At 38.9% G+C, this 15,093-nt stretch carries 14 protein-coding genes; 5 read left to right on the forward strand and 9 right to left on the reverse strand.

Annotation, left to right across the window (positions count from 1 at the left end; translation table 11 throughout):
* Positions 1–112 precede the first annotated feature (112 nt).
* The 3 genes from P0M11_RS08835 to P0M11_RS08845 are packed head-to-tail and all read left to right on the forward strand — an operon-like array spanning position 113 to position 3,809.
* Entirely contained in the window at positions 113–1,555 is a 1,443-nt protein-coding gene (locus P0M11_RS08835; RefSeq protein ID WP_275625353.1) for a hypothetical protein, read from the forward strand.
* A 2-nt stretch (positions 1,556–1,557) separates the two neighbouring features.
* Positions 1,558–3,207, forward strand: a complete 1,650-nt coding sequence (locus P0M11_RS08840; RefSeq protein ID WP_275625354.1) for a hypothetical protein — start codon at positions 1,558–1,560, stop codon at positions 3,205–3,207.
* A complete protein-coding gene (locus P0M11_RS08845) occupies positions 3,204–3,809 on the forward strand; it encodes a hypothetical protein (protein WP_275625355.1) in 606 nt (201 codons plus the stop codon). The genes P0M11_RS08840 and P0M11_RS08845 overlap by 4 nt, the downstream gene beginning before the upstream one ends.
* 401 nt (positions 3,810–4,210) lie before the next feature.
* Here the strand turns inward: P0M11_RS08845 and P0M11_RS08850 are convergent, their stop codons facing one another.
* The 5 genes from P0M11_RS08850 to P0M11_RS08870 all read right to left on the reverse strand — a co-directional run bounded on the left by P0M11_RS08850 (position 4,211) and on the right by P0M11_RS08870 (position 7,740).
* Positions 4,211–5,071: an IS3 family transposase gene (locus P0M11_RS08850; RefSeq protein ID WP_275625356.1), complete on the reverse strand. Its 861-nt coding sequence runs from the start codon at positions 5,069–5,071 to the stop codon at positions 4,211–4,213.
* Positions 5,068–5,334 carry a transposase gene (locus tag P0M11_RS08855; protein WP_275625720.1) on the reverse strand — a complete coding sequence of 89 codons (267 nt, stop codon included), beginning with the start codon at positions 5,332–5,334 and terminating at the stop codon, positions 5,068–5,070. Before P0M11_RS08855 ends, P0M11_RS08850 begins: the two co-directional genes overlap by 4 nt.
* Positions 5,335–6,188: 854 nt before the next feature.
* Positions 6,189–6,392 (reverse strand): exodeoxyribonuclease VII small subunit, encoded by a 204-nt coding sequence (gene xseB / locus P0M11_RS08860; protein WP_275625357.1) that lies wholly within the window; start codon positions 6,390–6,392, stop codon positions 6,189–6,191.
* Positions 6,358–7,281, reverse strand: a complete 924-nt coding sequence (locus P0M11_RS08865) for an exodeoxyribonuclease VII large subunit (RefSeq protein ID WP_275625721.1) — start codon at positions 7,279–7,281, stop codon at positions 6,358–6,360. The genes xseB and P0M11_RS08865 overlap by 35 nt, the downstream gene beginning before the upstream one ends.
* Before the next feature lie 6 nt (positions 7,282–7,287).
* Complete coding sequence (locus P0M11_RS08870) at positions 7,288–7,740, reverse strand: exodeoxyribonuclease VII large subunit (RefSeq protein WP_345774364.1); 453 nt, start codon at positions 7,738–7,740, stop codon at positions 7,288–7,290.
* 770 nt (positions 7,741–8,510) lie between these two features.
* Between P0M11_RS08870 and P0M11_RS08875 the strand changes: the two genes are divergently transcribed.
* Positions 8,511–10,097 carry a T9SS type A sorting domain-containing protein gene (locus P0M11_RS08875; protein ID WP_209816093.1) on the forward strand — a complete coding sequence of 529 codons (1,587 nt, stop codon included), beginning with the start codon at positions 8,511–8,513 and terminating at the stop codon, positions 10,095–10,097.
* Here the strand turns inward: P0M11_RS08875 and P0M11_RS08880 are convergent.
* The 4 genes from P0M11_RS08880 to P0M11_RS08895 form a co-directional block, all read right to left on the reverse strand.
* On the reverse strand, positions 10,083–10,553 hold the full coding sequence (locus P0M11_RS08880; protein ID WP_275625358.1) for an exodeoxyribonuclease VII large subunit: 471 nt from the start codon (positions 10,551–10,553) through the stop codon (positions 10,083–10,085). The genes P0M11_RS08875 and P0M11_RS08880 overlap by 15 nt on opposite strands.
* Positions 10,554–11,019: 466 nt before the next feature.
* A complete protein-coding gene (locus P0M11_RS08885; protein ID WP_275625359.1) occupies positions 11,020–11,154 on the reverse strand; it encodes a hypothetical protein in 135 nt (44 codons plus the stop codon).
* Positions 11,155–11,978: 824 nt separating this feature from the next.
* Positions 11,979–12,347, reverse strand: coding sequence for a DUF4180 domain-containing protein (locus P0M11_RS08890; protein ID WP_345774361.1), 369 nt, complete (start codon positions 12,345–12,347; stop codon positions 11,979–11,981).
* A 243-nt stretch (positions 12,348–12,590) separates the two neighbouring features.
* On the reverse strand, positions 12,591–12,797 hold the full coding sequence (locus P0M11_RS08895) for a hypothetical protein (protein ID WP_275625360.1): 207 nt from the start codon (positions 12,795–12,797) through the stop codon (positions 12,591–12,593).
* A 116-nt stretch (positions 12,798–12,913) separates the two neighbouring features.
* On the opposite strand from P0M11_RS08895, the gene P0M11_RS08900 reads away from it, so the two are divergent.
* Positions 12,914–14,845, forward strand: coding sequence for an RNA-binding domain-containing protein (locus P0M11_RS08900; RefSeq protein ID WP_275625361.1), 1,932 nt, complete (start codon positions 12,914–12,916; stop codon positions 14,843–14,845).
* The last annotated feature ends 248 nt before the right edge of the window (positions 14,846–15,093 follow it).

The raw sequence follows: 15,093 nt of genomic DNA on the forward strand, positions 1-15,093 counted from the left end.
TTTGTAATATCAAAATACTCCACCAAAAATTCCGGCAGTAATAACTTTAAAATCTCGTAGCTGTTTAACATCCCACAAAATTAAAGCTTAATCATATTTCCCCCCAACTTTTGTGCTTGATCCGAACGACCCAAACCCCTTCAAGCTTACATTGTCTTACGCCCTTGCAACGGATTACAGGCTGGAAACAGCTAACAGCAATACCGGTTTTTTAAAGAAACTCATACGGGAAAGCGCTACCCAGTTCATTGATATTGCTGCTTTTTATGGCATGCATGCCCAAGGGAAAGGAAAAGTACATACGCAGTCAGGCCTTACCACAAATCCAGATACCATTTATGCCCTGATTGGTAATTTTCTGACAAAAAATACTGTTTACCTGTACATTCAAAGTAACAGGCAAAGATCCTATAATTTTTATGGTAACTATGACTTAAACGGAAACAACTTCAAAATTGGTTTTGATTTAAGTAATCTAATAGAAAAAAAGTTTGGAACTGAAAGTTGGCCAATTGAGGAAATTTCAAATGTTGGAGCGCAGCAGGACAAATTATATTTGAAATTTTTGCACAGTAGAGAGTTTAACATTCCTGCATTATGCTCATTCAATAAAAATTTAGAGAATACCACGTCTGTTTATTTTGCTAATCGTGAGGAACTGATAGATACAAATTCTACAAACCCGATTGGATACACAAATGAAATAGAAGTCTCATTGGAAAAAGTGAATAATTATCAGATATCTGAGCCTATCTTTATTGGATATCTTGGTAATTATTTTGGGATTGATAATTATCAGGTTTTCCCACTATCTAAAAAAAGCAATTATTTCTTATTGCATTCGATTTTCTCATTAGTTGATACCAAATCAAACTTAATACAGGATGAAGGCTCAATTAGTATTCTTGAATACCATAAGACTTCTCCTATTGCATTACTAAGCTACAAAGATGTTTTTTTGGTCGGTAGTAAAGTTATCACAGATTTTGGTGAAAAACTAATTACCCCAAACAACAGTGTATCTAAAAGAAGAAAAACATTTATATCCCATATTTTAAGAATTCCGGATAATCTTAACTTAAAAAATAGTCGGTTTTTTAATCCTAATAACTTATCACTGAAATCTTCCAAAGAAAAAATCTTTGAATTTATTTACGGAGAAAAGGAATTTAGTTTAAACTCTTTTTTGTTAACAGAAAATGGAGTGGACTTTAAAACATTGTCCCTAAAATACAATGACGCCATTATTAATGAATATTTTCACTTAGGGATCACCAATGAAGAATTTGAAATTTTAAAACAATTGATTCCTGCACAGGCCTACAGTGTGAGATTTAAATTTAACGATGAAACCAATTACAATATGGACTTCGAAAATGATGTGGTTTTTTACAAGTTTTCTTTAGGCATTATTTACGAAAATTCCTTGGGTAATTTAGAAGAAATATTTCCATCACTACCAATAAATGTATATGGAATTAAGATTAATTTTCTTGCATCGAAAGAATATGCTGATTTTGAGAACAAAGCATTTGAAAAACAAGATATATTGTAAAAATGAACAAATTTGTCCAATTTTTGGAAATAATAAAGTACAGAACTTTTTCCAGCGAAAAACTCGAGCATAGTAATGGTTCAGCAGAAATGTGGCACTACACTAATGTTCAGGTTAAAACACCTGAGGGTTATTCGTTTTTAATTAAAGAGATGAGAATCAATTATTTCAAACCAATGGGTAAGAACAGAAATTACATTCATATTCAATGGGGAAATAATGGAATTATGCAATCTGACCAAACTGGACTTACTTTTAATGTTGATCAAGATAAAGTTTACGTGTTTCATTCAAATCAATTTTTAGAACTAAGTCCTGACGAACAAATTGCTGAAAAAGCTAAATTTTCAGCTACAGTCTCTTCAGGTGGCTTTTGGGGCTATATATACTCCGTAATCATACAGGTTCATGGAAACGGAAGTTCTATTGCAGATTTTGAAGGTTTTATGAATATGACTCAAAATATTTGGCAGCAACATTTTGACGATGCAGTAAGTGCTGCTTCTAACACAAATAACCTAGACAGAAACTTTGAATATATATTGAAATACCATCCAGATATCCTAAAAAAAAACTTATCCTACCAAGACAGAGTTAATTTGCTTGAGGTATTAGCTTATCATGAATTATGGGATTTTTTAGATGAAGTTGATGAACAGGAATTTGCACTGTTGCTTTTAGAAACTGTTCCTCCAAATGAAGAATATGCTTTGTATCAACATATGTTTGAATTAAATCAACAGCATAATACAATTTTATTTAAAGCCCTTGAGGAAAAGTTTGATGAGACTGGAAATTTACGATTTGTTTTACATTTAATGAAAATAAAATATAATTCTGTATTAACAAGCGGTGGTACACAAGCACTTGAAAATTATATTACTACAATACCTGCACATTATACTGTACCAATAAGGACAATCAAGAAGAATTTGATTAATCTATATGGACCAGACCCTGAGATTATTTTATTAAATGATAAAATTCATATTAATAAAATAGATTATTACGGTGGTAATCCCGGAATACCAATACAATTTAATCCAAATGAAGACCCCTTTTCACATTTATACAATGATTTTCAATATGAAGAAATGTTAAATGTTTTAATAAGATATGAACAGAAGGATTTGGGTCTTCCTGAGGGAAAGATATTGCCTATCCCAGCATTTGCTCTTAAAGGATTTAGTGAAGGAATATCTGAAGATGTAACTTGGAAAGATATTATACAGAAATTTGTTGAGACATTAAGTATTATTCTTCCATTTTATAAATTAACTTATATAATTCATGAAGGTGTTTTTTTATGGAGTGAAGTTGCGGGCACCAGTGTTAGTTTAGGAAATGCAATTACATCTACATATATATCCTCATTTTTAGAACAAGAAATAAAAAATTCAGATTCAGTTAATGGAAAACGTTTTTTGCAAGCATATAATTATGTAAAATTTTTATACGCAAATAAAGATTTGCCTAAAGCAATAAAAGATGGTAATGTACTTGCATTATTGGATGGAGAGAACTTAATGACATTATGGGACGATTATTACACAATTAATCAAGCAGTTTATGATTCAATAAACACCATAGAATCAAGAAATTTAAAGCAAGAGTTAGATGAAATAAAAAAAGAAATAAATTTAAAGAAATGATAAAAATTTTAAACTATTTGTTACTTCTTTTAATTATTTTAGGATGTTCAAAAAAAAATAAGATAATAAAGGATGATTATGAAATAATGCAGTATTTAGTAAACGAGAATATTGCTCCTTCAACATCACAGTACCTTAATGATAGTATATTTGCCGGTTTTCATGACAAAGAAAGTGCGGAATTTAAGAAGAAATACAATTCTACTAAGAATGTTTATTCAAGTAAATATTATTACACTTTAAGTGATACGCTTTTCGCATATGAAAGTAATGGTTTTTTGAATTACTTTTTTGCTATCGAGGGGTTCAATACTATTCCATCAAAATCCAAATTTCCACCAGTTAAATTGGATTTAAATAAAATAACTTCGTATAGAAATCTTATTAGAATAAAAAAAAATTCCCCATTAAAAAAAGATAAAAATTTTATTGGGGATTATAAGATGTCTAGGATTATATATCAAGGAAATAAAGCAATTGTTTTATGGTTTGATAATGATGATAAAGGTGTATATATAATGAAAAAAGAAAATGGTAGATGGATCGAGGACTACGGCAGAGGAATTCCAGTTAGATATAATAACGAGGATATTGTTTTTTGAATAGCTTAATTTATCATAATATTGATTGTCATTTTCAGAGTCTGAAAATTTAATGACATTGTGGACTACATTTATTGCTACATGTGATTTTAATCCTCAATCTTTTGAAAACACAGAATTTATGAAAGATTTTAAATTAATGGAAGCTCAAACAAAATATTCAAATTAACAGTTTATGAGAATCAAAACATTATTTTTAATTTTTTTGCTTTCATTTTTTGGGTGTGAGAAAAATACTACCAATTATAGTTACCCCCTAAGTTTGGACAGTAAATCTTAAAGTTAAGTTGTACTGTTACTGGTTTTAAGGGTAGCAGTTTTGCACATTTCCATATAGGAAAAATCCCTTCAAAGATTTTTCCGTGTAATGTGGGAATGTGTAAAACTGTGTGAATATTCATTTATGCTGCCTCCTTTTTTGCCCGGTTATAGACTTGCGCGGGCACTTCGTATGCAAGGCTCTGATGCCTTCTCTCCGTGTTGTAATATCGAAAATACTGTTTCAGGCCGTCATAGCATGCTCGTCCATCCTGATAAGCATACAGATAAACATTCTCGTATTTCACACTACGCCAGAGTCTTTCTATAAAAATATTATCCAACGCCCGCCCTTTGCCATCCATGCTTAGGGCTATTCCTTGTTTGGTGATAAATTCGGTGAAGAGATCTGCCGTGAACTGACTTCCCTGGTCGGTGTTTAAAATTTCGGGTCTTCCGTATCTCTCAATAGCCGTCTCCACGGTATCGCGGCACCATTCAGAAGTCATCGTGTTGCTCAGGCTCCAGCCCATCACCAATCGGCTGTACAGATCGATTACCGCACAAAGATAGAGATAGCCGCCCTGAACTGGAATATAGGTAAAATCCATTGCCCAGACCTGATTGGGAGCTGTAATCTTTAAATTTCTCAAAAGGTACGGGAAGATCTTGTGTTTCTTGCCTTTTCCTTTTTTAGAGCTGGCAGGTCCAGGTGCAGAAGCACTCAAACCCATTAACCGATCAAGCCTTTCCACACGCTTTTTGTTGATAGCATACCCTATATCCTGCTGTAGCCAGTTGGTCATTCTCGGAACGCCTTTCCACGGACGGTTCAGGAACTCTTCATCAATCAGGCGCATCAGGTTCAGGTTCAGGTTGCCTTGCGAAACCTTCCTGTAATAATGGGAGCTACGTGAAATCTGCAATACTTCGCACTGTTTTTTGACGCTAAGTGCATTGGCCTTGTCAATATGAGCTTTGCGGGCTCTACGGGACTGTTTCATGACAAGGCTTTTTTTAAAAAATCAATCTCCATTTTCTGCTGGCCGATCACCGTGTAAAGCTTGTCCACATCCTCTTTTTTCTCCTCCAAAGAGGTTTCTTTGCCAAAAACATCGGCGCCTTTCTGCAAGAATTCCTTCTTCCAGGTGGAAATCTGGTTGGGGTGCAGTTCGTGCTTGCGGGCAAGTTCCTGCACGGTGTAACGCTCGCTTAAAGCGTCCACCACTACTTTAAATTTGAATCCTGAATTGAATTTTACTCGAATTTTCTAATTTGTATTCGGATCTCGTGATGTGCTTCGCAGTTCTTCGCTGTGACATATCGTAAATTTAATTGTTTTTTTTCAACTAAACTTACTGTCCGATTTTCGTGGGTAACTATAGTTGTAATTATAAAGTCTAAAAGTAAAACACAAAGATCACTGAAGTGGGAGCAACTCCTTTTTCAACCGGTAACATTATGCCTGGCAGTTTCGGCGGTTTGAACAGCGGCTCTGGCGGAGGTCGCGGTTCAGGTTCAGGAGGTTCAGGTAGCAGTTCTCATGGTGATTACACCTCGGAAGAATTGGGTGAAGCTCAGCGCGAATATAGGAATAGGTTGGAGGAGTATAACCGTATGCAAGCAAGGAGCCGTTTACATGAGGCTATTGCTACAAACCCCGTGGCACAGTACATAGCTAAAGTAGAAAGTTTCTTATTTACCGACTTGCCGCTTACGGTTACTGGAGTCGGTGTTTATACGGCAGCTGGAAGAATTGGCACTACTCTTTTTTGACACTCTATAGCAAAATATGTGCAGGGGGCTATCCTACGAGGTGGAACGGATGCATATTTACAGCAAAATATAAAAGGGAAAATCGATATAAAGCAACTGGTATTAATACGCTCCGCTGCGTACAAAGGTAATGGAGCCCCATCCTGCCAGAGTAAGAGCGCCATTAGAAGTACTGGAATCGTTCACCCATACCTGGAGTATTGATTTTTATGAGTGATGTTCCCACAACCGGAAGATAGTTCCTCAATTTTCAATTCGAGGTGAAGGATTTCTACTTGCCGAAGAATCCAAAATTAAAAATCCACAACCCAAAATATAAATCCGCACCCCCGTACCCCGCATCTCTTAACTATATCCCCCAATCCGCTCAATAATCTTATTAACCTCCTCCTCCGTAGCTTTCAGCAGTGCATTGCAGATCTCCAGCAGTTCAGCCGCGCGCTTCACCTTCTTCGCAAGGTCATCCACCGGGACCTCTTCAGATTCAATGGCTTTCGTGATTTCCTCAAGCTCCTCAAAGGCTTTCCGGTAAGTTAAAGTCGTTTCCATAATATTCAGTATTGGTATGTACAGTCGCCCGTAGGCTCTTGTTCCGCAGGATAATTTCTATTTCAGATTCCGGTACAAACTGCCCGGGATCACTGGTAATTTCATTGTTTTTTTTCACAATCGCAAAGCCTTTCTTCAGGATATTCTCCGGCGACATTACTTTAATCACCGCCACAGCGTTCTTCAGTAAGATTCGTTCCGTCGATAGCCTCCGCGCCGCCGAAGCCGACACGTTCTCTGCCAACTTTGCCAGGTTCCGCCTTTCATAGCTCAAAAGCACCTGCGGCCTCGCCTCCAGGCTGTAGCGCTTCACGTCCAACTGCCGTCTCGCCAGATGAAGCTCTCCTTTGGCGGCCGACGTAAACCGGTGCTCCAGGTTCGAAAGCGAAACCTTATTCCTTTCAAGAAGCGTCCGCGACTGGTTCAGCACCCTTGCATGCACGCTGCTGAACAGGCTCTTCTCCTTCGCCAGAAAAGCCTGCGAGCGGATGACGATCTGCTTCTGAAGAAGCACAAGGCGGTCTTCAAAAGCCTTGTTATGGGTAATGATAAACTCTGCCGCTTTTGTCGGGGTCTTCGTGTTCGTATGCGCCATAAGGTCGGCAATGGTCTCGTTCTTCTGGTGCCCTATGCCCGTAATCACGGGAATGGGAAATTTGGCGATGGCCAGCCCGATCTTGAAGTCGTCGAAGATCAGGAAATCGGTCTGCGAACCGCCCCCGCGGTTAATCACCACAGCATCGTAGGGGAGGCCCGAATGGTACACCTCAAGCAGCTTGCTCAGGAACAGGTGCGCATTGGCCTCGTTCTGTACCGACGTAAAATAGTCATCCATCTGAAAACGGTAGCCGTACGGGTTGTGGAGCAGGGTATGCTTGAAATCCCAAATCCCTGCCTATGTCTCCGAAGAGATCACGGCCAGCCGCGAAATCACAGGCGGCAGTTCCATCCTCCCGTTTCGTGTCTGGTAAGTGCTGCCAATCAGTTCAATGGTATCCGGATACCCGGTAACAAGCCTGTGCAGCGTTTCCTGCCGTTTCGCTTCTATTACTCCTAAAGTATAATGAGGGTCTACCTCCTCCAGCTCCAGCGAAAGCCCGTAAACCTTATGGTAGTTCACGCGCACCTTCGCCAGTACATGCATGTTATTGGTGAATTTCCGTCCGGTCACAGTTAAAAAAAACCGGATCTTCTGCGAGGCATTTCCCCACGCGCTGCCTTTTATTTTGGCCACGATCCTGTTCGTGATCGCGTCTTTCTCCACAAATTCAAAATAATGATAACCGCTGGCCTCTTTATGGCTGTGCTCCGTCACATCCGCCACGATCCAGAACGACCGGCTCCCCAGCGCACTGTTGAGCGCCGGTCTGTATAAGGCCCTTCAGTTCCGGGAGGGGTAGGTGGTCTGCTATTAATGATAATTGGGACACGAATTTACAAATTTTGCTGTGATTCAATATTGCTGTAATCTGTATATTTCGATTTGCGCACGAAAAGCAACCTGTTATATCCAGGAAAAATAGGTACATATTGATTTATATCAGTTGAGCACTCTTCGTGCACAAGTTGATGGTGTTAGTGCACCAGCTAATGGTCTTAGTACACCAGTTATTTTTCTTAGTACACAAGCTGATGCTGTTAGTACACTGGCTGATACAGGAATAAGTACAGCACTAAAGCTGAAAATTGCTGGTTTGGGTCAAAGGGTTAACGATAATGATTCTCAAATCAATTATGAAGGATATTTGTACGGGCCGATATTTTAAGTTCACGGAGCACGGATACTTTTAAAGCGTGAGGATTATTTAAAAACGTAAGTTCCTGAACGAATGATTGAAAACGGAGAACCCGAATTTCAATATTCTGAAATGCCAGATCATCCAGATCAGGCATATACTAAAAAAATGCAAATTAAGGGCGAAGAGTTGGCTGCTGTGCGGTTTTTTTAGGAATTTTATTACTAATATCTAAAAGAGTTTCCCCGGTAGTAGTGAACAGTTGTAAATCTAAGCGCACAATGGTTGCGTAATACCGGGGCAGTTACCTTTCAAAAAGAATCAGTTTTCAGGAAGGATTATATTCCTTTTAAATGTTTAACTTCGCAAAAAAGTTATTAAAATGATAAAAAGCAGCACATTAATAGTGTTTATTATTATATTTTTCTCTTCATATTTTTCGGCGCAAACAATACCTGTTGAGTGGCAGAAGAATCACGGTGGAAGTTACGTGGATCATGGAATATCAATGCAAAAGACTCCCGATGGTGGTTATATTCTTTTAGGACAGACAAATTCTTCGGACAGAGATGTAACCGGTTTACATGGTTCTAATATAGATTTGTGGCTGGTTAAGACAAATAATACAGGAGTGATACAATGGTCCAAATGTCTTGGAGGAACCGGGGCGGAAAATGCAGCAGCTGTAATAACAACGGATGATGGTGGTTACCTCGTAATTGCCGATACCCGTTCTAATAATGGTGACCTTACAGGTCATTTTGGAAACATCAGCACAACAGATGCATGGATTGTGAAACTGAATAATGTTGGAACTATAGAATGGCAGCGGAATTTCGGTGGCACTTTAGAAGAATCTGCTGCTTCAGTAGTTGAAACTTCTCAGGGCTTCTTGTTGGTCGGCCATTCTTTTTCTAATGATGAAAACATCCCTGCGAATAAAGGAGCAACAGATGCATATGCAGCATTATACAGCCACCAGGGTACACTGTTGTGGGCTAAAAATTTTGGCGGTTCGGGCTATGATTATGCCAGTTCAGTAGTAAGTGTCAGCGATGGTTTTGTTATCGCCGGGAATTCAAATTCAGAAAACGGTGATCTTCTTAATGCCGGCTATCACCCCAATGGAAGTGGGGTGAGATATCCTGATTTTTGGGTTTATAAAATTGATCTTTCCGGAAATGTGATGTGGAGTAAATATTACGGAGGGCCAACAGAAGATATAGGAAGATCAATTGCAAAAACGGCAGACGGTGGCTATGTCATTACCGGGAAGGTAGGTTCGTATGGTGGAGATATAACAGATTTCAAAGGCGGTCCCGAAGATTTTTGGGTATTGAAAATTGATTCTGGTGGAATTATTCAGTGGAAAAAATGTTATGGGGGCTCCGGTTCCGACTATCCGCGGCAGATAAAACAGACACAGGATAACGGTTATATAGTTATTGGTGATACCTATTCTAATAATGGTGATGTTGTTGGTTCTCATAATTTATCAGATATATGGGTTTTAAAAATTTCCGGCAGCGGAACAGTGGAATGGCAAAGACCGCTTGGTGGTTCTAAAATTGAACGCGGATATGATATAGTTGAAGCCGATGGGGGTGGTTTCGTAGCTCTGGGTTCTACAGCTTCACAGCATGGCGATGGAGATGTTCTGGGAAATCCTTATATCACTCCGGACCTCTGGCTTGTAAAATTAAATGCCGGTCTGCTGGGCACAGCGGAGAATCAACAGTTAATCCAAAATGAGCTGTTTGTTTATCCTAATCCGGGAAAGGATTTCTTCTCAGTAAATTCTAAATATCCAGTAGAGGAGGTAAAAATATATACTGCGGAAGGAAAATTGATTTCAGCTCTCAGATCTGTTAATCAACCTGTCAGTATTAAACAGCTTACTACAGGGATCTACTTCATCCATATAAAATCAAATGGCCGTACTGTGGTTAAAAAATTATTGAAGGAATAGGAACCGTACAGCAGCACCCTGTTCAGCAGTATCCCGATACCCGCTTACAAGCCTGCGCAGCGTTTCCTGACGCTTCGCTTCAATCACCCCAAGCGTAAAATGAGGGTCTATCTCCTCCAGCTCCAGCGAAAGCCCGTAAACCTTATGGTAGTTCACGCGCACCTTCGCCAGTCCATGCATATTATTGGTGAATTTACGTCCGGTCACAGTTTCAAAAACCCGGATCTTCTGTGAAGCATTTCCCCACGCGCTGCCTTTTATTTTGGCCACGATCCTGTTCGTGCTCGGGTCTTTCTCCACAAATTCAAAATAATGGTAACCGCTGGCCTCTTTATGGCTGTGCTCCGTCACGTCCGCCACTATCCAGAAAGACCTGCTGCCCAGCGCACCGTTAATGGCCGCGTGTATAAGGTCGTTCAGTTCCGAGAGGGTAAAATGGGAATTAGCGCGAGACATCTTATATAATAGCTAAGACGAATGTACAAATAATTCGTATGGACTGTAAGCTGCTGATCACTCTGCTATTTAACATTGATGTTAGAACAGAAAATCTTACTCAGGTAGTGGGATAGGGCGGCCACAGCGCGGCAATGGGCAACCCTTAATTCAGGCTTGGTTATTTAATTTTTTAGTTGAGGTACAATGGGTAATGAAGAAAGTAGACAGGTCCAGGTTTAGACACGCTGTTTACCGATCGATGAGGGTACAGCAGTTAACTCCTTATCGGTTTAAGTCCCACGTAATAAGGACGGTCGGCAAAGGTCCAGCAGCTACATTCCGGGACATAACAATCCACTTGGCAGACCGTCACCTAAGTCAAACTTTGCTTAAGCTTGCGGTTTCTTGTTTTCTTCTTTGATGGTGTACATTTCCAGATACCTGCACTTGCTGCAAAATCGCACCATTGCGGGAAGTCCTGTGTTTAGATGAAGAATTTCCTGTTACCTCCTTCGTCCGCGCCTATCATTATATGTGGCAACTGTACAAAACTCTGGTTCTTCATCACAGATTCCGGGTGATTGATACATACAGCATCACCTTTTTCATTTAATGGCATACCTGATAGTTTAAATTATGCTTTACATAGTTATGAAAATTAATTGAAACACCTGCATTTGTCGTATAAAGTTAACTGAAAACTTCTTTATCCGGAATCAGTTGTTCGTCCGGAACTCTACGAAATCTTACGGGTACGGATGGTTCTTTTTCGGTTGGACCTTTGTGCGGACACGAAGGTTTTAATGGGTTTCTCCTCATAAATGCAGTATATGTTTTAACGCACTGCACAAATGCAGTGTCAAAAGAAACTTGTGCTCGCTTACTACAAATTTCTGTACCCCCTGTATCCGGTTCTTAGAAAGAAGGGATGCGGTATCCACTTAATAGGATGGGACAGTGAAAATTGTTAGGCCTGTTGAAATAGCCAATCCCTGCTTTCGGAATGTGTATTATTTATGAGATTCACAACATAAAAGCTTTATATTTGTAGTTCACGCGGGTCATAATGGAAAACAGTTGTTTTGATTTCATAGAGTATTGTCAGTCACGGGGTTTCGTTCGAAAACTCAATGGGGACTTGTGTCGCGTCATTAATGAAAACCGGGCGGTGATGATAAAATTTTTTGGCGAACGCTACGTAGTCCCGGTCACGCCCGACTTTTTTTTCGCTAAACCGGTGCCGGTCAGTAAGGAACAGGCGGATTGTGAATTTGCATACTTGTGCAGAATCATTGACATTGAATTCCCCGTGCTCGGCAACTGAACAGATACTCCCCGGAAAGTTTCCCCATAACTGGTCACTTTGGTTACTGCGTTAACTCTCTGTGTTCATTAGTCTGCCAGTACTTTTAGTGCTTCCGGTTGAGAAGTGACAAAGTTGATTTATTTTCTTTTGTTGCTTTCATAAATGAAGTCATTTAAACTCTTGCTGTTATACATTGAAAAATCTCCGACAATTGCCAAAGGCATTTCATACTGTGCGAACTTTTGAAGGATATCTCCCGCAATTTTAGTTTTTAAGTCAAAAAAGTCCGGGATAATGTTCCTGGAGTGAATTATAATTTTGTCAAATCCTTGATAGCTTAAATTGCCTAATAGATCTAACCCATCTTCGGTGGTTATTAAAACTATTTCGTCCGTAAGTATTTCTGCTATTTTTTTGTTGTTGATATGGTGAGTTATAATGTTCATTTCACTTGTCTGGTAGTGGTTATTCTCAGTCACCTTGCCATGACCGCTAGTACAGGCCATTTTTGTTGGCAGGATGATATGCTGATATCTTGTTAATCAGACCAAAGTTAGTGATTTGTTTCTCAGTCTATTTTGCTGCGCAATTTTCGTCCTGAACAGATAGTTCGAAGTGGTTGATTGCTTTGTATTCCCAGGATGATAAAAATAACAACTGTCAGTTCGCGGGTAGCAGCGCGGTGACAGGCGTTGCTCTTCCTCTGTTTAGTTGAGTTTTATAGGATCTGCGGCGCAGCTTTCCTTCAGTTAGAGATGGGGACAGTTTAACCTTAAATCTCCCACATTTTTACTATTTTTAAAATCTAAACCAATCGCTCTTTCCACGGCAATTGGAGTAGCAAACCACAACCGCATGTCAAAATCAAGATCACAGAAGATTGCCGGGAAAACAATCTTTGCCGCGTTTAAAATAATAGTCGGATAGGAATGTGCATTTTGCTGTGATTCAAACATATTGTGTAATCAGTATATTTACTGTAATATTTAAAGAATGTAATTATTAGCTTTTCGGTGTCATTCTCAGCTAGCGATAAAATATCTAAATTTGATATCAGAATTCTATAACACTTATGGCAAAACAACTGGAACTTTTCTCCACATTAGATGAATCTACATTTCAAATTCAAACTGATTTATTTCCAACTTCTGAATCAGATGAAATAGAGTTTAAATCTGCCGCAGGGGGATTTCCCAAAGACTTTTGGAAAACATATTCTTCATTTGCAAATACAAATGGCGGTATAATCGTTTTGGGAGTGCGTGAGAAACGGGGCCGTTTTTTTTATGATGGACTCCCTGAAGAAACGTTGGTCAAATATCAAAAAGAATTCTGGAATGGAGTTAATAATCGCAGCAATGTGTCTGTAAACATCATGAAAAATAGTGATGTCATGGAATATAAACTGAATGGAAATAAGGTTTTGTGTTTCAACGTGCCACCTGCTGAACGAAAGCAGAAACCTGTTCACCTTACTCCGAATCCTTTTGGTAATACCTATAAACGTAATTATGATGGAGATTATGTTTGTAAGGATGAAGAAGTTAGAAGAATGCTTGCTGATGCCGACTTATCATTTAGTCCGGACAGTAGAATTTTAGATGGCTATAATATAACGGACATCGATCAGGCATCCCTGAAACAGTACAGGCAGATATTTGCTACGTTACGGCCTTCTCATCCGTGGTTATCACTAGACGATATTGAGTTTTTAGAGCAGCTGGGAGCCTACAGAAAAGACCGCCGTTCTCACAAGGAAGGTTTTACCGTTGCAGGAATTTTAATGTTCGGCAAATTTCTTAGTATTACCGACGAGGAGTGCTGTCCGAAGTTTTTTCCGGAATACAGGGAAATTCTTGCAGAAGGCGAAGATATACGGTGGACAGACAGGATATATCCGGACGGAACGTGGGAGACCAATTTGTTTCAGTTTTACAAATTAGTTTATCCCAAACTATCTTCCCGGTTACCCAAACCGTTTCAATTAAGTAAAGGCCAAAGGCTCGAAGATACTCCTGCCCATACCGCTTTACGGGAAGCCTTTGTGAACGCTTTAATTCATACCGATTATAGTGCTCCCGGCAGTATTATAATCCAAAGTTCCTCTAACTCATTTTCATTTATAAATCCTGGAACCCTGCTGGTTACGTTATCACAGTTTTACAAAGGAGGTATTAGTCAGTGTAGGAATACTAATCTCCAAAAAATGTTTCTTATGATGGGTACGGCAGAGAAGGCAGGTAGTGGGGTAAGCAAGATATTATCAGGCTGGAACTCTTCTCATTGGCGCAGACCTTATATTATCATAGATGGAGAGCCTGACCGCATTACTTTGGAAATGCCTTTGTTCAGTATTATCCCCGAGGAAACTTTATCCGATTTAAAGGAGATGTTTGGCGATCAAGTGGAAATGCTGGGCAAAGATGAGCTAACGGCCTTGGCGGTATGCCATATTGAAGGTGATATTACAAATAATAGATTGCAGTTTCTGGTGGAGAAGCATAAAACCGATATTACCAAAATGCTGCAGGACTTATGTAAAAATGAGTACTTGGTTTCAGAAAATAAAGGAAGGTGGACAGCTTATCATTTGAACTACAGTGATAAAACTATAGCGCAGGCGAATCCTCTTATTAGTATGGACAGTTCTAATATGGACAGTTCTAATATGGACAGTTCCAAGGATGCTATTAGTGATAATCTACAGCGACTTACCAAAGTAGATGCTTTAGTTAATATGGACAGTACTGCGAAACAGAGAAGATTTAAATATGATGATTTAGCAAAAAAGATAGAAGAAATATGTGCTCTTGAATATAAATCAGTTGCGGAGATCGCTTGTGAAATAAGTAAGTCTGAAAAATATTTAAAAAACGATATACTGCCAAAAATGATTGCTACAGAAAGGCTTACCAAATTATATTCGGACCGTCATCCTAATCAAAAATACATCACGAAAAACAGTATTACCATAATGCAAATGGAGGGGATAAATAAGAAATAAAATGATAATTCTTTTCACGTTTCAACAATCATTTATGGTGACATATCGGACTTAATAGCTCAAATATTCTCGCGGTCCCAGCCCATATTTCATTTGTCATTATAACTAAAAGCTTAACCACAAGCGTTTCCTTAAAAGCAAAAAACCCTGGTGTATACCAAAGTTTTTTTGCCGACCGGGAAAAGCCCAATCCTATTTAACGACAAAATTAAACAATAAACTTACAAAACACAAACTTTTTTTATAGA

This window comes from Kaistella sp. PBT33-4 (assembly GCF_029194425.1).
In the GTDB taxonomy this organism is placed as follows: Bacteria; Bacteroidota; Bacteroidia; order Flavobacteriales; family Weeksellaceae; genus Marnyiella.